Source organism: Burkholderia sp. HI2714, from assembly GCF_002223085.1.
GTDB classification, from domain to species: domain Bacteria; phylum Pseudomonadota; class Gammaproteobacteria; order Burkholderiales; family Burkholderiaceae; genus Burkholderia; species Burkholderia lata_D.
In genome coordinates this window covers 34,102-53,430 of record NZ_NKFM01000047.1, presented here as the reverse complement: position 1 = coordinate 53,430, position 19,329 = coordinate 34,102, and the positions used below count along the sequence as shown (strand labels likewise).

General features: G+C 67.0%; 22 protein-coding genes. 9 read left to right on the top strand and 13 right to left on the bottom strand.

Annotation, left to right across the window (positions count from 1 at the left end; genetic code table 11):
- Window positions 1-31: 31 nt before the first annotated feature.
- Window positions 32-457: a DUF6331 family protein gene (locus CFB82_RS24960; protein WP_089485704.1), complete on the top strand. Its 426-nt coding sequence runs from the start codon at window positions 32-34 to the stop codon at window positions 455-457.
- On the opposite strand, the gene CFB82_RS24955 is transcribed toward CFB82_RS24960, so the two are convergent.
- On the bottom strand, window positions 454-1,086 hold the full coding sequence (locus CFB82_RS24955) for a LysE family translocator (RefSeq protein ID WP_089485703.1): 633 nt from the start codon (window positions 1,084-1,086) through the stop codon (window positions 454-456). The two genes, CFB82_RS24960 and CFB82_RS24955, sit on opposite strands and share 4 nt — an antisense overlap.
- Window positions 1,087-1,202: 116 nt before the next feature.
- Here CFB82_RS24955 and CFB82_RS24950 point away from each other — a divergent pair, with 116 nt between their 5' ends.
- Entirely contained in the window at window positions 1,203-1,664 is a 462-nt protein-coding gene (locus CFB82_RS24950) for an Lrp/AsnC family transcriptional regulator (RefSeq protein ID WP_069251667.1), read from the top strand.
- A gap of 122 nt (window positions 1,665-1,786) precedes the next feature.
- On the opposite strand, the gene CFB82_RS24945 is transcribed toward CFB82_RS24950, so the two are convergent.
- Window positions 1,787-3,118 carry a collagen-like triple helix repeat-containing protein gene (locus CFB82_RS24945; protein ID WP_089485702.1) on the bottom strand — a complete coding sequence of 444 codons (1,332 nt, stop codon included), beginning with the start codon at window positions 3,116-3,118 and terminating at the stop codon, window positions 1,787-1,789.
- A 396-nt stretch (window positions 3,119-3,514) separates the two neighbouring features.
- Here CFB82_RS24945 and CFB82_RS24940 point away from each other — a divergent pair, with 396 nt between their 5' ends.
- A complete protein-coding gene (locus CFB82_RS24940) occupies window positions 3,515-3,934 on the top strand; it encodes a cupin domain-containing protein (protein WP_089485735.1) in 420 nt (139 codons plus the stop codon).
- 96 nt (window positions 3,935-4,030) lie between these two features.
- Here the strand turns inward: CFB82_RS24940 and CFB82_RS24935 are convergent, their stop codons facing one another.
- From CFB82_RS24935 to CFB82_RS24895, 9 genes are all read right to left on the bottom strand, one after another.
- Window positions 4,031-4,822: a DUF2182 domain-containing protein gene (locus tag CFB82_RS24935; RefSeq protein ID WP_089485701.1), complete on the bottom strand. Its 792-nt coding sequence runs from the start codon at window positions 4,820-4,822 to the stop codon at window positions 4,031-4,033.
- On the bottom strand, window positions 4,819-5,463 hold the full coding sequence (locus tag CFB82_RS24930) for a DUF1326 domain-containing protein (RefSeq protein WP_089485700.1): 645 nt from the start codon (window positions 5,461-5,463) through the stop codon (window positions 4,819-4,821). Before CFB82_RS24930 ends, CFB82_RS24935 begins: the two co-directional genes overlap by 4 nt.
- Window positions 5,464-5,651: 188 nt before the next feature.
- A complete protein-coding gene (locus tag CFB82_RS24925) occupies window positions 5,652-5,951 on the bottom strand; it encodes a hypothetical protein (RefSeq protein ID WP_043186617.1) in 300 nt (99 codons plus the stop codon).
- Between the two features lie 277 nt (window positions 5,952-6,228).
- Entirely contained in the window at window positions 6,229-6,477 is a 249-nt protein-coding gene (locus CFB82_RS24920; RefSeq protein ID WP_069251672.1) for a hypothetical protein, read from the bottom strand.
- A gap of 95 nt (window positions 6,478-6,572) precedes the next feature.
- Complete coding sequence (locus CFB82_RS24915; RefSeq protein WP_089485699.1) at window positions 6,573-7,100, bottom strand: acyltransferase; 528 nt, start codon at window positions 7,098-7,100, stop codon at window positions 6,573-6,575.
- A 3-nt stretch (window positions 7,101-7,103) separates the two neighbouring features.
- On the bottom strand, window positions 7,104-8,105 hold the full coding sequence (locus tag CFB82_RS24910; RefSeq protein ID WP_089485698.1) for an electron transfer flavoprotein subunit alpha/FixB family protein: 1,002 nt from the start codon (window positions 8,103-8,105) through the stop codon (window positions 7,104-7,106).
- 16 nt (window positions 8,106-8,121) lie between these two features.
- On the bottom strand, window positions 8,122-8,871 hold the full coding sequence (locus tag CFB82_RS24905; RefSeq protein WP_089485697.1) for an electron transfer flavoprotein subunit beta/FixA family protein: 750 nt from the start codon (window positions 8,869-8,871) through the stop codon (window positions 8,122-8,124).
- A gap of 38 nt (window positions 8,872-8,909) precedes the next feature.
- Entirely contained in the window at window positions 8,910-9,698 is a 789-nt protein-coding gene (locus CFB82_RS24900) for an SDR family NAD(P)-dependent oxidoreductase (protein ID WP_039350771.1), read from the bottom strand.
- A gap of 66 nt (window positions 9,699-9,764) precedes the next feature.
- Complete coding sequence (locus CFB82_RS24895; protein ID WP_089485696.1) at window positions 9,765-10,601, bottom strand: alpha/beta fold hydrolase; 837 nt, start codon at window positions 10,599-10,601, stop codon at window positions 9,765-9,767.
- A gap of 137 nt (window positions 10,602-10,738) precedes the next feature.
- On the opposite strand from CFB82_RS24895, the gene CFB82_RS24890 reads away from it, so the two are divergent.
- From CFB82_RS24890 to dmpG, 6 genes are all read left to right on the top strand, one after another.
- Window positions 10,739-11,518 (top strand): SDR family oxidoreductase, encoded by a 780-nt coding sequence (locus CFB82_RS24890; RefSeq protein ID WP_089485734.1) that lies wholly within the window; start codon window positions 10,739-10,741, stop codon window positions 11,516-11,518.
- Window positions 11,519-11,675: 157 nt separating this feature from the next.
- Window positions 11,676-13,241, top strand: coding sequence for a DUF1302 domain-containing protein (locus CFB82_RS24885; RefSeq protein WP_089447746.1), 1,566 nt, complete (start codon window positions 11,676-11,678; stop codon window positions 13,239-13,241).
- A 40-nt stretch (window positions 13,242-13,281) separates the two neighbouring features.
- Window positions 13,282-14,664, top strand: a complete 1,383-nt coding sequence (locus CFB82_RS24880; RefSeq protein WP_089485695.1) for a DUF1329 domain-containing protein — start codon at window positions 13,282-13,284, stop codon at window positions 14,662-14,664.
- Window positions 14,665-14,773: 109 nt separating this feature from the next.
- The gene (gene dmpE / locus CFB82_RS24875; protein WP_089485694.1) at window positions 14,774-15,556 is read left to right on the top strand and encodes a 2-oxopent-4-enoate hydratase; all 783 of its coding nucleotides are present in this window, start codon (window positions 14,774-14,776) and stop codon (window positions 15,554-15,556) included.
- A 13-nt stretch (window positions 15,557-15,569) separates the two neighbouring features.
- Window positions 15,570-16,469 carry an acetaldehyde dehydrogenase (acetylating) gene (locus tag CFB82_RS24870; protein ID WP_069251681.1) on the top strand — a complete coding sequence of 300 codons (900 nt, stop codon included), beginning with the start codon at window positions 15,570-15,572 and terminating at the stop codon, window positions 16,467-16,469.
- Between the two features lie 16 nt (window positions 16,470-16,485).
- Window positions 16,486-17,517, top strand: a complete 1,032-nt coding sequence (dmpG, locus tag CFB82_RS24865; RefSeq protein ID WP_089485693.1) for a 4-hydroxy-2-oxovalerate aldolase — start codon at window positions 16,486-16,488, stop codon at window positions 17,515-17,517.
- 223 nt (window positions 17,518-17,740) lie between these two features.
- Here dmpG and CFB82_RS24860 read toward each other — a convergent pair whose 3' ends face one another.
- Both CFB82_RS24860 and CFB82_RS24855 read right to left on the bottom strand, forming a co-directional pair.
- Entirely contained in the window at window positions 17,741-17,989 is a 249-nt protein-coding gene (locus CFB82_RS24860) for a hypothetical protein (RefSeq protein WP_089485692.1), read from the bottom strand.
- The gene (locus tag CFB82_RS24855) at window positions 17,986-19,233 is read right to left on the bottom strand and encodes an alkaline phosphatase family protein (protein ID WP_089485691.1); all 1,248 of its coding nucleotides are present in this window, start codon (window positions 19,231-19,233) and stop codon (window positions 17,986-17,988) included. The genes CFB82_RS24860 and CFB82_RS24855 overlap by 4 nt, the downstream gene beginning before the upstream one ends.
- Window positions 19,234-19,329 lie beyond the last annotated feature (96 nt).

Sequence of the window (19,329 nt, the reverse complement as noted above, 5' to 3'; positions counted from 1 at the left end):
CATAAAAACTGAACCTCTCGAGCATCAACCCATGAACGGCAGACCACACAAGAACGACATCAGCATCGGCCCGGATCGCTGGATCGAATTCGGCGATCTGATGGGCAAGCAGGCGCAGGCGGTTCCGATCGATCCCTGTCTCGCAGGGATCATGCCGTTGATCGATGCACTGGAGACAGATTGCGTCGCCGAATGCTGCGGCATCGACGCGTTCGTTTTCTGGCCGGACGAGATCGCGAGCGCGGTGGGCACGCGCGATTGCGCAGCGCTGGCGCAACTCGCCGACGATCTGCTGATGGTGCAGCGTTCGATCGACGCGTTGCCGGCCGATCTCGTCGTCAGCACGCGAATGAACCAGTATTTCCGGAAAGCGGCCATGCTCGAGTTGCTCGCGCATATCCGGACGACGGTCGACGCCATCCGGTCGCAACGCGATGCGCACGACGCATCGGCCTAGATGACCCCGCGCACGCCCGCGACGACCTGAATCACGCCAAATACAGCAATCACCGCCGCCGACACGCGCGACAGCCCACGCATGAACGCGAACGGCATCTTCGTGCGCAATGCGGCGGTCGTGCCGCTCAGGCACAGCCACCACGCCGCGGAACCGATGAACACCCCGGTAACCATCAGTGCCACGGCCGGCCACATCGCCCCTTCTCGAGCCCCCGACAGCGGGCCGAGCGCCGCGAAAATCCCGACGAACGACAGGATCGTCATCGGGTTCGACAGCGTCAGTCCGAACGTCGTCACAAAATCGCGCAGGACAGTCGTGCGCGGCAGGTCGCACTGCGCCGTCGACGCGGCCGGCGCCTGCCGCGCGATGGTCCACGCCAGCCACACGAAGAAAGCGCCGCCGCCGATTTTCAACCCGACGGTCAGCATCGGGAATGCCGTGACGACACCCGCGATGCCGAGCGCACCGAGCAGGCCATAGATCGCGTCGGCGCACGCGGCGCCGACGCCCGTCGCGAATCCCGCCTGAAAGCCGCGGCTCAGGCTGCGCTGAATGCACAGCATGCCGATCGGGCCGACGGGCACCGCAATCGACAGCCCCATCACGACGGACTTGATGAACAGCATCGCCTGCTCCTTGCAACATGCAACGGGTGGAACAGGCATCGTAGGGAAAGTCCCGTCATCGCTGAATGCGGTTTTTAAGGAAAAATGGCCACTCCGCCTAAAAAAATACCGCCGCGATGGACGATCTGGACTGGAAGGTAGTGACGCTGTTGCAGGCCAACGGCCGCATCAGCTACACGGAGCTGGCGCGCCAGGTGCACCTGTCGGTGCCGGCGGTGACGGAACGCGTGAAGCGGCTTGAAGCGGCCGGCGTCATCGAGGGCTACACGGCCCGGATCAATCCTGCCGCGGCCGGCTATCCCGTCAGCGCGCTGATCGGCATCACGGTGCCGCAACCGGCAAAAGCCAAATTCCTCCGGTTGCTGGAGACTATTCCTGAAGTCGTCGAATGCCATCACGTGACGGGCGCGGACTCGTACATGATGCGGCTCGCCGCAATCAGCATGACCCATCTCGAACAACTGATCGAACGCATCAACCTGTACGGCGAAACACGCACGTCGATCGTGATGTCGACGCCGCTGCCCGCACGCGGGCTGGCGCGGCCGCCGTCGCAGCGCGACGTCGTTCGCGATTGACGCATCGAGAGGCCCCGTCCGATCCGCTTCCCGCAGGGGATCATCAAGCAACGTTGTTCGGCGGTAGCCGGAGGCCGATTTTCGGTCGGCCGGTTACCGCCGTGACGATCCGAGTCGATCGACTACTTGCCGGCCAAGCCACCCAAGCCGCCAAGCAGGCCGCCCACCAGCCCCGTCACGGGCGCAAGCGGGTTGGAGAGACCACCCAACGGCGAGCCGCTGCCCGTGCCGGTTGCCGAACCGTCGTGGACGGCCGCCGGCATGCCGCCGACCACGCTCGTCACCAGGCCCGCGACCGGCACCGCGCCGTTCGCCCCGCTCGGGTTCACGAGGCCGCCCGCATTGGTCACGGTGTTGCCGACCGCGCGAACGAGTTCGCCGACACCGCTGACCAGCGGCTGGGGCGACGTGGACGTCACCTTCCATCCCGCCGACGTGATCGCGCCGCCGATCTGCCCGAGCAGGCCCGCGACGGGCTGTCCGAGGCCGGTCGCCGTGCCGACCTGTTGCGTGACCAGGCCGACGGTCGTGACGAGCGGTGTGATCGCCGTGCTGATCGCCTGTGTCGTCTGCTGGACCGGGCCCGACGAAAGCGCCGAGCCGAGCATCGTGCCGCCCGTCTTGAGGCCGCCGGCCACGGTGTCCAGCAGGCCGCCGACCGGCGTCGTGAGCGGCGCCAGCGGCGACAGCGGGCCGGTGCCGAGCGCCTTCACCGTGTCGCCGAGGCCAGTGACCGGATTGCTGGTCGAGTCAACGATGGAACCCAGCCCGGCGACCGTCGTGCCGACCGGGTTCACCGTGAAGCCGGTCTGGCCGATGCCGTTGCTTATGGCGTTCGTCGTGTCGCGGATGATCGTGCCCGCGCCTGTGACCGTGTCGCCGAGGCCGGTCGCCGCGCCCTTGCCCACTCCCGGCGGATTCATGCTGCCGATCGAGGTGCCCGCGTCGATGACGACCGCGCCGACGGAGCTGATGATGCCGTACGTGCCGGGGGTACCGCTCGTGCCGCTGGTTCCGCCCGTGCCGCTGGTTCCACTCGTGCCGCTGGTTCCGCTCGTGCCGCTGGTTCCGCTCGTGCCGCTGGTTCCACTCGTGCCGCTGGTTCCACTTGTGCCGCTGGTTCCACTCGTGCCGCTGGTTCCACTCGTGCCGCTGGTTCCACTCGTGCCACTGGTTCCACTCGTCCCACTGGTTCCACTCATGCCGCTGGTTCCGCTCGTGCCGCTGGTTCCACTCGTGCCGCTGGTTCCGCTCGTGCCGCTGGTTCCGCCCGTGCCGCTGGTTCCGCTCGTGCCGCTGGTTCCACTGGTCCCGCCCGTGCCACTCGTACTCGTTCCGATGGTATTACCACTCGGCTTCGGCGCCGTAACATCGCTGCCGCCACACGCCGCCAGTGCGCACGCCGCGGCAATGGCGGCGAGCGCAGCGTTCGCCTTGATGAAATGATTTTGCATGGAAGCCCCGTTCGCTTTTTTTAGCTCGATCATCCCGACAAGCACCTATCGTGCCATTGCGATCGGCATCCACGACGACTTCACGCCCACGCCGGACTGCCATGTCCCGACGGCCCTCCGGGGCCCGACGCCTGGCGTCCGGGCTCGCCTTCATCATCGTGATCGAGCCTTACGTTCCGGGTAACGCATGCGTAACGCAGGCCCGGCGTTACGTAGCGTCCCGCGGTGAAAGACGCGGCCGCGCCCCTGTCGCCAACACTCAAGCGCGCACAACGATGCGCTTGCCGACACCCGCCCCATCATTCACACTCGCCGCACCACCGGCACCCCGATACCCGGACAGGACAGACGATAAACATCCCGCGCGAAGTGCTGAAAGCCGCCGACATCGCGGCGATGGAACCGGAACACTCCGTCCATCCGTTGAACGGCAATGCCGTCCGCCTGAAGCAGTCGCTTGGCGACGCAACCGGGCTGACGCAACTCGGCATCCACCTGATGACCTTGATGCCCGGGCACGAATCCACCGAATACCACCGGCATCTCTACGCGGAGGAATGCGTGTACGTCCTGTCGGGAACCGGCGAGGCAATCGTCGATGGCCGGCCCCATGCGATCGGGCCGGGCGACTTCATGGGATTTCCGCGCGGCGGCAGCGCGCATACGATGCTGAATACCGGCGATCGGCCGCTGGTCTATCTCGTGGCGGGCGACCGGGCGGAACACGACGTGTGCGACTATCCGAAGCTCGGCAAGCGGCTGTACAAGGCGGGCGCCAGCAAGGTCTTCGTGGATCTCGGCACCGGACCTGCGTGATGCCGGTATCGCTCGACGCAGGACCGGCCGCAGCCGGCCGTCCCCCGTCCATAGCGATTCCGCACGTCCGCGCCGGCTTGCCCCCGTGACGGCCCGTCACACGATCAACGTCACACCGGCCCACGCAATCAGCACGACGCCCAGTGCGCGCCCGACAAGTTCTCCGCCGGGCAGGATCTTCTCCGCGAACACGAAGAACGACAGCGCGGCGATCCACACGACGTTCATCACGCCGCCGACGAACAGCAGCGCCATCAGCAACCAGCAGCAGCCCACGCAAACCATGCCGTGCCGCGCGCCAAGCAGGAAACTGCCGGTGACGCCCGGACGCCAGTGCGCGACCAGGAACCCGGCCGGCGCCCGGCATTGCCGAAGGCACGCGCGTTTCAGCGACGAGAATTGATAGAGCCCGGCGAGCGCCAGCACGATCGCGGAAAGGACGGCGCTCTTCGACCACAGCATCATCGCGGAGATCAGTCCGGCCGGCTGCAGCATCTGCTGAAGCAGCGCCGCGCCGATCGAGAACGCGAGCCATGCGGCCAGGTAGCCGGCCAACAGCGACAGCGACGTGAACGCCGAACCCGCCCCGTCCACGCCACGCTGCCGCAGCACCCGCCGGTACAGCAGCACGAGCGGCGCCGCGCTGGGCGTCATCATCGCGATCATCATCACCCACCACATCACGATCACGGTGGGCAGCGACGGATCCATGCTGCCCATGGCGCCCTTGAGGCGATGCGGAAAGAGCGCAACGGCGGTCATGTCCAGCGCAGACATGCCGGTTCCCGCGCCCGTCCAAAGATAGAACCAGCACAGTCCGACGAGCGCCGCGATGCCGAGCAGCGTGATGACGCGCTCGCGCCCGAGCCAGTGGTCGACGGGCGTCATGCCGCGACGCGATGCCTGACCACCCCGTGGTTGTTCAGGTGCAGCCGCGCGAACTGCGCATAGCTGCCGTCGAGGGTCAGCGGAATGTGGCCTTTCGAGCGCGACGTGCCCGAGCCGACCTCGGCCAGCTCGTATTCGAAGCCGTGCGGCAGGTCGATCCGCGCGCGATGTTCGGCGCCCGTCACCGGATTGAGGATGGGATCGCCCGCGAGGTCGAACACGCCGTCGACGTGAATCCGGCCACGCCGCGCATCGACATCGACGTCGTAATCGATCTTCGCGAAGATCGGATCGAACGCCTGCTCGAGCGTCGAAGCGTAGACCGAGAACATCGTCGCAAACGGATCGGTATCCTGACCAGTCATGATCTTCAGCACCGCCTCGCGCTGCGCCGGGCTGGCGCGCTCGTCGACGATCGGCTGGCACCGGCCCCGCCCCTCGTGGACGGCCCCCGGCCACTCGAACACGACCGCGACCTTGACGCCGTCGAGCACCACGTCGCCGTAGTGGCCGCTGTCGATCGAAATCGCCCCCATCGCCGCGCAATGGCCATGGGTCGGCAGCGCATTGAACTGGCACGGGCAACCGTATGAGCAATTGCAATTGATCAATTCGGTACCCTGAATCTCCCACGGCGTCATGGCTCCACCTCGCGCTCGGCTACACAGGAATGTTTCGAATCTAGTGCACGGCACAGGGGAAAGCAAAGCCGTCGTAGCGGCCCGAATCGACGCATGAAAACCGCCCGTCAAGCGTATGGAAGAGGTTTCGACACTCCCGTGCAAGACCACACCGGCAGACGTCGCCGCATGCGAATCCTGCACGTATCTCACACGACCAGCGACGCGACGATCGCGCACCACAACGCACTCGCGCCGCACAGAAACACGCGCCGCGCGACGAACATCCGCGATTCGTCGTCGGGGGTCTTCATCGGCGACGTGGCGAGAAACGGCACGCTGACGAGGCACGCGAACCCGGCCAGCGCCGGCAGGATCACGACGTAGTCGCCGAACCGCCACGGCAGCGGCTCGTGCCAGCCCCAGTAGCCGAGAAACAGCATGCCCATCGAAAACATCGTCGCGGCGGCCGAACTCAGCGCGACCACCGATCCCGTCGGAAATTGCATGGGAGCCTCCCCTCGCGCGGCGTGCGCGACGCCGGATCATTATCCGGGCACGGCAGGAAAGAGCACAACGACGACCGATGGCGGCGGATGGAAGGCAAGGCTCGAACCGGCGTCCGGGCCGACCCACGGGTCGACAGAGCGGAACCCGATCCTGTCGGCCGGTTGCACCTGCGGCGCGGGGATCCGGGGGCGGCGCTGACGATTGCGGCGATACCGCACCGATGATCGTTGTCACGGATTGACAGCGACCGGTTTCGCGTGACGGAAGCGCCAGGCTTCAACCCGGCTTCTTCGCGGCCTGCATGACGGAAATCCAGCCCACCACCGCCGCGGCGACCCAGCAGCACGCGATCATCAGGTCGAGATCCATCCAGCCTTCGAAGTTCGTGCTGTTTTCGAAACTGCAGCGCTGCTGGCCCCTGACCCACACGCAGCCATTGATGAACTGCTGGATGTGCATATAAACGCTGTAGACGGCAAATGCCGACGCAATGATTGTGAGCCGCAAACGGACGTGCTTTTTCATGTGACGCGGATGCCGGTGGGAAAGCCTGTGCCGATCTTACGGCAACGGCAACCTGCCCGGCAATCCGTCGCATCCTGGGCCGCCCGGATACCCGCTCACCCGTCGATCCGCCTGATCGTCCCCAGGCAGTCCGCCGCCAGCTGCTGATAGAGCCGCGTACCGTTCGCCTTCGCGTGGATCTCCGCGTCGCTCAGCCGCCGCACGACGCGCCCCGGCACGCCCGCGAGCAACACGCCGCGCGGGACGTCGTAGCCGGCCTTCACGAACGCGCACGCGGCGACGATCGTCGTGGCGCCGATCGTCGCGCCGTCCATCACGACCGCGTTCATCCCGATCATCGTGTCGGGTTCGAGCGTCGCGCCATGCACGATCGCGCCGTGGCCGATGTGGCTGTTGACGCCGAGCCGGCACGTCTCGCCGATCCCGACGTGCAGCACGCAGCCGTCCTGCACGTTGCTGCCGTCTTCGACGACGATCGCGCCGAAGTCGCCGCGCATGCTCGCATGCGGGCCGATGTAGCAGCGCGCGCCGATCGTCACGTCGCCGATCACGACCGCGCTCGGATCGACATACGCGGACGGATCGATGCGCGGCCGCATCCCGTTGAATTCGAACAGCGGCATCGGTCAGAGCGCCGCGGCCGCTTCCGGCACGAGCGTGAACAGGTCGCCGACCACACCGTAGTCGGCCACGCTGAAGATCGGCGCTTCCGGGTCCTTGTTGATCGCGACGATCACCTTCGAATCCTTCATGCCGGCCAGGTGCTGGATCGCGCCCGAGATGCCGACCGCGATGTACAACTGCGGCGCGACGATCTTGCCGGTCTGGCCGACCTGGTAGTCGTTCGGTACGTAGCCGGCGTCGACTGCGGCACGCGACGCGCCCAGCGCGGCGTGAAGCTTGTCCGCCAGCGGCTCCAGCACCTTCGTATAGTTCTCGCCGCTGCCCAAGCCGCGGCCGCCCGACACGACGACGCTTGCGCTGGTGAGCTCCGGACGGTCCAGCTTCGTCACCTCACGGCTCACGAACTGCGACTTGCCAGTATCGGCCGCCGCTTCGATCTTCTCGACCGATGCGCTTCCGCCTTCTGCTGCCACCGGATCGAAACCCGTCGCACGCACCGTGATCACCTTGACCGGATCGCCCGACTGTACCGTCGCGATCGCGTTGCCCGCGTAGATCGGACGCTCGAACGTATCGGCCGACTGTACCGTCGCGATCGCGTTGCCCGCGTAGATCGGACGCTCGAACGTATCGGCCGACACCACCGCCGTGATCTCGGAGATCTGTGCGACATCCAGCTTCGCGGCAATGCGCGGCGCGATGTTCTTGCCGTAGGCCGTGGCCGGCGCAACGACGTGCGAGTAGCCGTTCGCGACGTTCATCACCGTCGCTTCGACGTTCTCGGCCAGACCGTCGGCCAGTTGCGGCGCATCGGCCAGCAGCACCTTCGACACACCGGCGATCTTCGCCGCTGCGTCGGCTGCCGCCTGTGCGTCGTGTCCAGCGACGAGCACGTGAACGTCGCCGCCGCCCGCCGCATCGAGCGCCCGTGCGGCAGCCACGGCGCTCAGCGTCGCGGCCTTGATCGACGCGTTGTCGTGTTCCGCAATCACCAGAATCGTCATTTTCTTGCGTTCCCTGTCACAGCACCTTGGCTTCGGTCTTCAGCTTCGCGACGAGCGTCTGCACGTCCGGCACCTTCACGCCGGCCGCGCGCTTCGGCGGTTCGTTCACTTCGAGCACCTTCAGGCGCGGCGTCACGTCCACACCGAGGTCGCCGGGCTTCACGGTTTCGAGCGGCTTCTTCTTCGCCTTCATGATGTTCGGCAGCGTCACGTAGCGCGGCTCGTTCAGGCGCAGATCCGTGGTGATCACGGCGGGCAGTCGAAGCGACAGCGTTTCCGCACCGCCGTCGACTTCACGTGCGACCGTCGCACGGCCGTCGGCGACCACGACCTTCGATGCGAACGTCGCCTGCGGCAAACCCGCCAGCGCAGCGAGCATCTGGCCCGTCTGGTTCGAATCGTCGTCGATCGCCTGCTTGCCGAGGATCACCAGTTGCGGCTGCTCCCTGTCGACCAGCGCCTTCAACACCTTCGCGACGCCGAGCGGCTCGACACGGTCATTCGACTCGACGAGGATCGCGCGATCCGCGCCGATCGCGAGCGCCGTGCGCAGCGTTTCCTGCGTCTGCGCGACACCGACCGACACGGCCACCACTTCGGTCACGACGCCGGCCTCCTTCAACCGCACGGCCTCTTCCACCGCGATCTCGTCGAACGGGTTCATCGACATCTTCACGTTCGCGATGTCGACGCCCGTCCGGTCGGATTTCACGCCGACCTTCACGTTCGCGTCGACCACGCGTTTCACTGCCACGAGCGCTTTCAACTGCCTGTCTCCTGTTCCGTTGCGTGCATCGCGCCGCGTCAGCGCGCGGTAAAGCCACCGTCGATCACGAGCTCCGCGCCTGTGACGTAACGGCCTGCCGGCGACACGAGATACAGGATGCCGGCCGCGATGTCGCGCGGGCTGCCGATCTTCGCCATCGGCACGTTGGTCTGCATGTACTCGAAGGCGCGATCGGGGTCCTGCCCCATCTGGCGGAACGCTTCCTCGAGCATCGGCGTGCGGATGTAGCCGGGATGCACCGAGTTCGCACGGATGTTCTTCGCCGCGTACAGCATCGCGTCGACCTTCGCCATCATCCGCACCGCCGCCTTCGACGCGTGATACGCGGGCACGTCGGGCCCGCCGACGATCCCGTACATCGACGACAGGTTCACGATCGAGCCGCCGCCGGCCGCGTCGATATGCGGAATCGCCGCACGCGTGCACAGGAACACGCCGTTCACGTTCACGTCCTGCACGCGCTGCCACTGTGCGAGCGTGAGCTCGTGCGTCGGCACGTTGTGACCTTCGATGCCCGCGTTGTTCACGAGCACGTCGAGGCGCCCGAAGCGCGCGACGATCTCGCCGAACACGCGCGCCACATCGGCCTCGTGCGTGACGTCGAGCGACCAGAACGCGGCCTGGCCGCCCTGCGCGCGGATTTCCTCGACCAGCGCTTCCGCCGGTTGCGACAGCACGTCGAGAATCGCGACGCTCGCGCCGGCGGCAGCCAGCGTGCGCGCGGTCTCCGCGCCGATGCCGCGCGCGCCGCCGGTGATCGCGGCCACCTTGCCGCGCAGGTCGAACAGGTCTTCGATGAGCTTCATGTCGTCTCCAGGTATTCGTTCAGACAGGCCGCCCGCATCGAGGCCGGCCTTCAAGGGCATCCGGCGTTATCGCGGATTCCGCGTGGCAAGAAAATCGAGGCATTCCCGATTGAAATAGTCGGCGTGTTCCACCATCACCCAGTGGCCGCACCGGTTCATCAGCACGAAGCGCGCGTCGCGGCAGCGTTCGAGGAACTTCAGCGCGCCGCCGACCGGATTGAAGCGGTCGTCCGTGCCCCAGAAACCGAGCACCGGCGTATGCAGGTCGCCGAGCGCGTCGGTCAGGTTCGGCACGCTCATCGTCGAGAGCACTTCGGTCGGCTGTTCGACGCACACCTTCATCCGCTCGGCGACGAGCGCGTCGGTGACGATCGCCGGGTCGTGCACGAGCAGCGTCAGCAGCTCGCGCATCGTGTCGTCATTCATCTGGCGGTTGGTGAACAGCTTCACCATCCGCTGGATGCCTTCCATCCGGAAATAGGTGTCGCGATCCTCGACGCCGCCCGGCGCCATCATGATCAGCCCGTCGACTTCGTCCGGGTAGTCGAGCGCGTACTTGAGCGCGATCGCGCCGCCGAGCGAGTTGCCGAGCAGCACGGCCGGGCCGATGCCGAGCGCGTTCAGCTGTGCATGCAGTGCGCCGACGAAGAAATCGAGCGTATAGGCGACGTCGGACGGCTTCGACGACTGCCCGTAGCCGGGCAGGTCGACGACGATCGCGCGATGGCCGGCCGCCGCGAACGCGGTCACGTTGTGCTTGAAGTTGCTGAAACCGCTGGCGCCCGGGCCGCTGCCGTGGATGAACACCACGGGCCGGCCTTCGCCCGCCTCGTAGTGGTGCAGGCGCAGGCTGCCCGGCACGTCGGTGAAGATGCCGGCCGGCGGCGTCGTGGGGATCGTCATCGCGGGGTGTCTCCTTCGTCGTTCGATGGATGTCTGCCACGATGATTGCGCCGCCGGCGCCGGCCGGCATCATCCTTTCAGACTACGAAGCCGCGCGCGCTTCTTCCTATCATCGGCCCACCGAAACGGAGGCAACGATGAACGGATTCGACTACAGCGGCAAGACGGTGCTCGTGACGGGCGGCACCAAGGGCATCGGGCGGCGCATCGCCGAACGGTTTCTCGCGGCGGGGGCGCGCGTGTTCGTCTGCGGACGCAGCGCGCCCGACGCGCCGCCTTCGGCCGGCGGACGCATGGCGACGTTCGTCGCGGCCGACCTGCGCGACATCGAACAGGTCGACGCGATGCTCGCGACGATTCGCGCCGCGGCCGGCAGCCTCGACGTGCTCGTCAACAACGCGGGCGGCTCGCCGTTCGCGCTCGCGGCCGACGCGTCGCCGCGCTTCACCGAATCGATCGTGCGGCTGAACCTGATCGCGCCGCTGCAGCTCGCGCAGCGCGTGAACGCGATCATGCAGCCGCAGCCCGAGGGCGGCGTGATGCTGTTCATCGCGAGCGTCAGCGCGTCGCGGCCGTCGCCCGGCACGGCCGCGTATGGTGCCGCGAAAGCGGGCCTCGTCAACGCGGTCACGTCGCTCGCGGTCGAGTGGGCGCCGCGCGTGCGCGTGGGCGCGATCAGCCCGAGCCTCGTGCAGACGGAATCGGCCACCGAAGGCCACTACGGCGACGACGATGCGCTCGACGCCATTCGCGCGACGATTCCCGCCGGACGGCTCGCGACCCCCGACGACGTCGCCGCCGCGTGCCTGTTCCTCGCATCGCCCGAAGCGTCGTACACGTCGGGCACCAACCTGCGGCTCGACGGCGGCGGCGAACGGCCCGCGTTCCTGTCCGCCGCGCAGGCCGCCGCGCGCTGATGCACGCATTGCCAACCGTACGGTGCGAATTGTTCGCCAGTCCTAGGGAAGTCATCTAGTTCATTTTGACGATTCCCTGCTACCGCGATCTCCCTACTCTGCCTCTCACGACAACACACATAGTCGACCGTCGTCGATACCCCCAAGAGGAGACACCATGCATCAACGGATTTCGCGCCGTACCGACAAGCGGGCAACCGCCACGCTGTCGACGCTGGCCGCCGCGCTGCTGGCGTGTGCCGCTCCCGGCGCACACGCAGGCAGCACGATCGAGCTGGGCGCCGACACGACGCTGGACTACACGTTCACGCTCAGTTACGGCCTCGGCATGCGCACCCGCGCACCGAGCGGCAATCTCCTCACGCCGGCGAACATCAACGGCGACGACGGCGACCGCAACTTCGCGAAGAACAAGCTGATCGAGAACCAGGTCAGCCTGCTCGGCGAAGTGAACCTGAAGCACGACGACTGGGGCGTGTTCGTGCGTGCCGATACGTTCTACGACCAGGCGTATCACCGTCCGAACTACAACGACGCGCCGGGCACCGTGAACCAGTCGGGCCAGTACAACAACTTCACGAGCGACGCGCGCTACTGGTCGGGCGGCCACACGACGCTGCTCGCCGCGTATGCGTACAACACGTTCAAGATCGGCTCGACGAGCCTGAACGTGAAGGTCGGCGACCAGGTCGTCGCGTGGGGTGAAAGCCTGTTCTTCCCGAACATCGCCGGCGCACAGGGGCCGTCCGATGCGACCAAGTCGTACATGGCCGGCGCCGAAGTGAAGGACATCCTGCTGCCGGTGCCGCAGATCTCCACGCAGTGGCAGATCACGCCGAACTTCAGCCTGCTCGGCTACTACCAGTTCTCGTACCAGCAGAACCGGCTGACCGCGCCCGGCACGTACTGGAGCTATTCGGACGTCACGGGCCCCGGCGCGCAGTTCATCATCGGCCCGGGCGGGATGATCATTCCGCGCGGCCCCGACGACAAGCCGAGCGCGCGCAACCAGTGGGGGATCGGCGCGCGCTTTCGCGTCCTCGGCGACACGGAGCTCGGCCTGTACCACCTGCACTACAACGACATGAACCCGAGCGTCGTCACGACGTACTTCCCGACGCTCCAGTACCAGCAGAAGTATTTCAGCAACATCAAGCTGACCGGTGCCAGCTTCTCGACGCAGGTCGGCCCCGTGAACGTCGCCGGCGAAGTGTCGTACCGCCAGGGCGCCGCCGTGCTCGTCAACACGCCGACCGGCCCGCAGTCGACCCGCGCGAACGTGCTGCAGACGAACCTGTCCGGCATCTATTCGATCGGGCCGAGCTTCCTCGCGAATTCGCAGTCGCTGATCGGCGAACTCACGTACGTGCATGCCGGCAGCATCTCCGAGCTCGACGGCTCGACCACACTCGCGAATTCGCGCAATGCGCTCGCGATGGAGATCGCGTGGACGCTCAGCTACAAGAACGTGTTCAACGGCTGGGATCTCGACGTGCCGCTGACCTACACGCACGACCTGACGGGCACGTCGCCGCTCGCCGGCGCGCTCGGCTCGCTGACGGGCCAGGGCGACCACCGCGTGACGGCCGGCGTGACCTTCACGCGCCTGAGCAACCTGCAGCTGTCGCTCGTCTACGCGAAGTTTCTCGGCTCGCCGAACCCGGTCACGCGCCCGCTCGCGGATCGCGACTACGTGCTGGCCACGGCGACCTACCACTTCTGAGCGGCCCGGCCGCTCGTCATTCAGCACTATGAGGATCGACATGAAACGCATTCATCTCCCCCTCCTGCGCGCGTCGGTGATGGCCGCATGCGCGGTCGTCGCGACGGCGTCGTTCCCGAAGGTCACGCCGGACGACCTGAAGGCGCTCGACGGCCCGCTGACGCCGATGGGCGCGGTGCGCGCCGCCAGCAAGGACAGCGGCGTGCCCGAGTGGTCGGGCAAGTGGCTCGGCACGCCGCCGGACGTGCAGTACAAGCGCGGCAGCCGCTACCCCGATCCGTTCGCGAGCGAGAAGCCGGTCGCGACGATCACCGCGGAAAACATGGCGCAGTACGCCGAGCACCTGACCGACGGCCAGAAGGCGATGTTCAAGCGCTACCCGGCCACGTTCAAGATCAACGTCTACCCGAGCCATCGCGACTTCCGCTATGCGGATTCCGTCTACAAGGACATCCGTGCATACGCGCCGGATTCGACGATGACGTCCGACGCGAACGGCCTCACGAATGCGCCGCCGACGGTGCCCTATCCGATCCCGAAAACGGCTGCCGAGCTGCTGTGGAACCAGCGCTTCTCGTCGGCGATCGGCGCCGAGCAGGCGACCTACGACCAGGCGGTCGTGTACTCCGACGGCAACATCGCGTGGGGCAAGGTGCGCTACGACATCTACTCGCCGCGCAATTCCGGCAAGTTCGACGTGAAGAGCGACCTGAACAACCGCACGTACTACCGCAACGCGACGGAACTGCCGCTGTCCGACCGCGGCTCGCTGATCGTCGGCTTCACGAACTGGGACAAGGCCGGCGCGGACAACTCGTCGCGCACGTGGATGTACAACCCCGGCACGCGGCGCGTGCGCCAGGCACCCGAGTACGGCTATGACCAGCCGCAAGGCCCGGGCGGCTTCCGCACCGTCGACGACGACCGCCTGTACAACGGCCCCGGCGACCGCTACGACTGGAAGATCGTCGGCAAGCGCGAGATCTACGTGCCGTACGACAACTACAAGGCGATGGACAGCTCGGTGAAGTACGCAGACCTGCTGACCAAGGGCCACGAGAACCCGTCGTATATCCGCTATGAGCTGCATCGCGTGTGGGTGCTGCAGGCGACGCTGAAGAGCAACTACCGTCACCAGTATGCGAAGCGCGTGCTGTACATCGACGAGGATTCGTGGATGACGCTGCTCGCCGACAACTACGACGCGCGCGGCCAGCTGTGGCGCACCAACGTCGCGACGACGCTGTACGCGTATGACGCGAAGGTGTTCTATCCGGGCGTCGTGTTCTTTCACGACCTGATCTCCGGTGCGTACATGGCCGACCGCCTGACGAACGAAGGCCCGATGCCGAAGCTCGACAACAGCCCGCAGTTCAACGAGGCGTACTTCTCGCCGGACGCGATCCGCAGTTCGGGTAACTAAGCAACCCGCTGACGCGGCACGCCCGCGACCCACTCGCCGGAGCCTCGCTCCGGCGCCCGGCGCCGCCCGTGACGGCGGCCTGTTCCATTCGAGACTCGAGGGTCCTTTCATGTCTTCCCGCCTGCATACGACACTCGGCGACGAGCTGTACGCCGCGTGGCACGCGCGTGCGCCGGTCGCGCCGCTGTCGAGCCGCCCGCGCCGCCTGTCGCTCGACGACGCCTACCGCATCCAGCAGCGCTTCATCGAACGCCGCATCGAACGCGGTGAGGCCGTGGTCGGCAAGAAGATCGGCGTGACGAGCCAGGCCGTGCAGGACATGCTGAACGTGCGCCAGCCCGATTTCGGCATCCTGCTGTCCGGCATGCACTACGCGGCCGGCGAAGCGATCGCCGCCGATTCGCTGATCGCGCCGCGCGCCGAAGGCGAGATCGCGTTCATCCTCGCGCGCGACCTGCGCGGCCCCGGCATCGACCGCACCGACGTGATCGCCGCGACGGCCGCCGTCGCGCCCTGCTTCGAGATCGTCGATTCGCGCATCCGCGACTGGGCGATCCGCATCGAGGACACCGTCGCCGACAACGCGTCGTGCGGCGTGTACGTGCTCGGCGACGCGCGCGTCGATCCGCGCACGCTCGATCTCGCCGCGTGCGAGATGACGATCGACAAAAACGGCGAGCCCGTCGCGCAGGGCCGCGGCGACGCAGCGCTCGGTCACCCCGCCGACGCGGTCGCATGGCTCGCGAACACGCTCGCCGCGTACGACGTGCCGCTGCTCGCCGGCGAGATCGTGCTGTCCGGCTCGCTTGCCAAACTGATTCCGGTCACGGCCGGCGACGCACTGTCGATGCATATCTCCGGCATCGGCAGCTGCGACGTCCGTTTTATCTAAAGGAAGATTCCCGATGAAGAAAATCAAATGCGCACTGATCGGGCCCGGCAACATCGGCACCGACCTGCTCTACAAGCTGCGCCGCTCGCCGGTGCTCGAACCCGTGTGGATGGTCGGTGTCGATCCGGCGTCCGACGGCCTCGCGCGGGCGCGCGAGTTCGGCCTCAAGACCACCGACCAGGGTGTCGACGGGCTGCTGCCGCACGTGGCCGCCGACGACATCCGCATCGCGTTCGACGCGACGTCCGCCTACGTGCACCGCGACAACTCCGACAAGCTCACCGCGCTCGGCGTGAAGATGATCGACCTGACGCCCGCCGCGATCGGGCCGTACTGCGTGCCGCCGGTGAACCTCGACGCGCATCTCGACAGCGCGCAGGCGAACGTGAACATGGTCACGTGCGGCGGCCAGGCGACGATCCCGATGGTGTACGCGGTATCGCGCGTGCAACCGGTCGCGTACGGCGAGATCGTCGCGACCGTATCGTCGCGCTCGGTCGGCCCCGGCACGCGCAAGAACATCGACGAATTCACGCGCACGACGTCCGGTGCGATCGAACAGGTCGGCGGCGCACGCAAGGGCAAGGCGATCATCGTGATCAACCCGGCCGAGCCGCCGCTGATCATGCGCGACACGATCCACTGCCTGACCGACGGCCCGCCCGACGTCGACGCGATCACCGCGTCCGTGCATGCGATGGTCAAGGAAGTGCAGCGCTACGTGCCCGGCTACACGCTGAAGAACGGCCCCGTGTTCGACGGCAATCGCGTGTCCGTCTTCATGGAAGTCGAAGGGCTCGGCGATTACCTGCCGAAGTACGCGGGCAACCTCGACATCATGACCGCCGCCGCGGCCGCCACGGCCGAGCGTTTCGCCGAACAGATGCTGGCCGCGACGGCCGCCACCGCTTGAGTTGAGGAGTCACGCGATGTCACTTGCAGGCAAGAAGATCACCGTCCACGACATGTCGCTGCGCGACGGGATGCACCCGAAGCGCCACCAGATCACGCTCGACCAGATGCGCAACATCGCGCGCGGACTCGACGCGGCCGGCGTGCCGCTGATCGAGGTCACGCACGGCGACGGGCTCGGCGGCGCGTCGGTCAACTACGGTTTTCCCGCGCATACCGACGAGGCGTACCTGAGCGCCGTGATTCCGGAGCTGAAGCAGGCGAAGGTGTCGGCGCTGCTGCTGCCGGGTATCGGCACCGTCGAGCATCTGCGGATGGCGCACGAACTCGGCGTCGGCACGATCCGTGTCGCGACGCACTGCACCGAGGCGGACGTGTCGGAACAGCACATCGGCCTCGCGCGCACGCTCGGGCTCGATACGGTCGGCTTTTTGATGATGGCGCACATGTCGTCGCCGGAGCAGCTCGTCGTGCAGGCGAAGCTGATGGAGTCATACGGCGCGAACTGCATCTACATCACCGATTCGGCTGGCCACATGCTGCCCGAAGACGTGACCGCGCGCATCAGCCAGGTGCGCGACGCGCTGAAGCCGGAGACGGAACTCGGCTTCCACGGCCACCACAACCTCGCGATGGGCGTCGCGAACTCGGTCGCGGCCGTTGCCGCCGGCGCGAACCGGATCGATGCGGCCGCGGCCGGCCTCGGCGCCGGCGCGGGCAACACGCCGATGGAAGTGTTCGTCGCGGTGTGCGACCGGATGGGGATCGAGACGGGTGTCGACGTGTTCGCGATCTCGGACGTCGCCGAGGATCTCGTCGTGCCGATCATGGACGCGCCGATCCGCCTCGACCGCGATGCGCTGACGCTCGGCTATGCGGGCGTCTACTCGTCGTTCCTGCTGTTCGCGAAGCGCGCGGAAGCGAAGTACGGGATTCCGGCGCGCGACATCCTCGTCGAGCTGGGCCGGCAGCGGCTCGTCGGCGGGCAGGAGGACATGATCGAAGATGCGGCGCTGACGATGGTGCGGGCGCGGGCGGTGGCGGCGTAATCGACGGCCGCGACCGTATCGGGCGCCATCGCCCGATCCGGCGGCAGTCGCGCGGAACGAGGCGCGATGCGCCCCGTTTCTTTTCATGCTTGCATCCGGTCGTTACACCAGCGGCATCCCGAATGCTCGTTGCGACACGCTGGCGGGTGGCTCGCGGGCGTGGCGATATCGTCGGTCGATGCCCGCGTCGGGCAATGTAACGGCCGCCCCTTACCGCCCTCCGTCAGCGATGCTTCCCTCCGTGCCGCTTGCGCCGATGCGCTTCACGCGCCTGCAACAGCGACGGCATCAGTTCCTCGATGTATTGCCGCGCCTGCCCGCGCGTCACGATCTCGCTGAAGCGCTGATGGGCCTTGTCATGGCCGACCAGCGCCGCATGCGCTTTCTTCAGGATGTGCAGAAACGCGATCAGGCTCGTGCCGTCGCGCACGGGCAGCACATCGCGCGGGTCGGGGGCCGATGTCGTACTCATGATCCGATCCTTTGTGGGCAGTCGGTGCGACACGTCGGGGAGACCAGCGCCAGCAGGTCGTTCGCGAGGCGGTCGCGATCCGTCAGCGGCGCGAGGCCGAACAGCCGCTCGAGCGTCGCGGCGACCGATGCATGATCGTACGGCGTATGGTCGACCTGCCCGGCCGCGACCCACGGCGAAATCACGATCGCCGGCACCCGCACGCCATACACGTCGAACCCGAAGCCGCTCGCGTTCAACGTCGCCGCCGCGCCGTCGTTCGGCGGCGGCGCGGCGCCCGGCCTGACCGAATCGTAGAAGCCGCCGTGCTCGTCGTAGCAGATCACGAGCAGGCTGCTGTTCCACACCGGCGAATTGCGGATCGCGTTGTACACGCGCGCGGCGAGTTGGTCGCCACCGGCGAGGCCATCCATCGGATGCTGCGAGCTGCCGTTCTGGTAAGTGCCGTGCACGATGTCGCCATAGCCGGGCTCGATGAACGTGTAGCGCGCCGTATAGCCGGCCGCGAGATCGGCCTCGAAATGCGCAAGGTCGTCGATGTCGAAGAAGCTGATGCCCTTCAGCGACGCGACCTGCGGCACGTGGCCGAGCGGGTCGCCGGTCTGGTCCTGGTAGATGCGCCAGTTGCCGTCGCCGAGCGCGGCGAAGATCGACCCCTTCGGATACGGAAAACCGTTGAACGCATCCCATCCGGCCATTTCCTCCCTGGTCGGCGAATGGTCGAGCCCGGCCGACGACGCACCGTGCAGGAAAAAACGGTTCGGCCAGGTCGGCCCCGGCATCGACGCATGCCACGCGTCACACAGCACGAACGCGTTCGCGAGCGCGGACAGCGACGGCGCCTGCTTCGCGATATCGACGCCCTGCATGATCTTGCCCGCGTCGGCCGGCTGCGGCGGCGTGCCTTCGGAATGCGAGGTCGCGTAGTTCGACACGAACCCGGTGTTGCCGACCGGCGGATATGGCTGCCCTTTCACGAACGGCACGCCCGCGCCGCACAGCTGTTCGAGCACGTCCTTGAATTCGTGGCACGGATCGGTCGGCATCCGGTCGGGCGCGCCGCCGCCGAACGGATAGATCGCATCGCCGTACGCGTTGCTGTTACCCGGCGACGCGGCAACGATGTCGGGATAGCCCGACAGCGCGAACAGGTGATCGAAGGAACGGTTCTCGAGCATCAGCACGAACACGTGCTGGATGCGGTCCTGAACCGACGGGGATGCGGGGGCTGCGTCTGCACTCATGGCGCCTCCTGGCGTCGCGCGACGAAAGTCCTGCTGGCACGGTCGTTGGCCCGCTGAAAGCTGCTGAAGGGATTGAAAGCCACGGCGCGGGCCGCG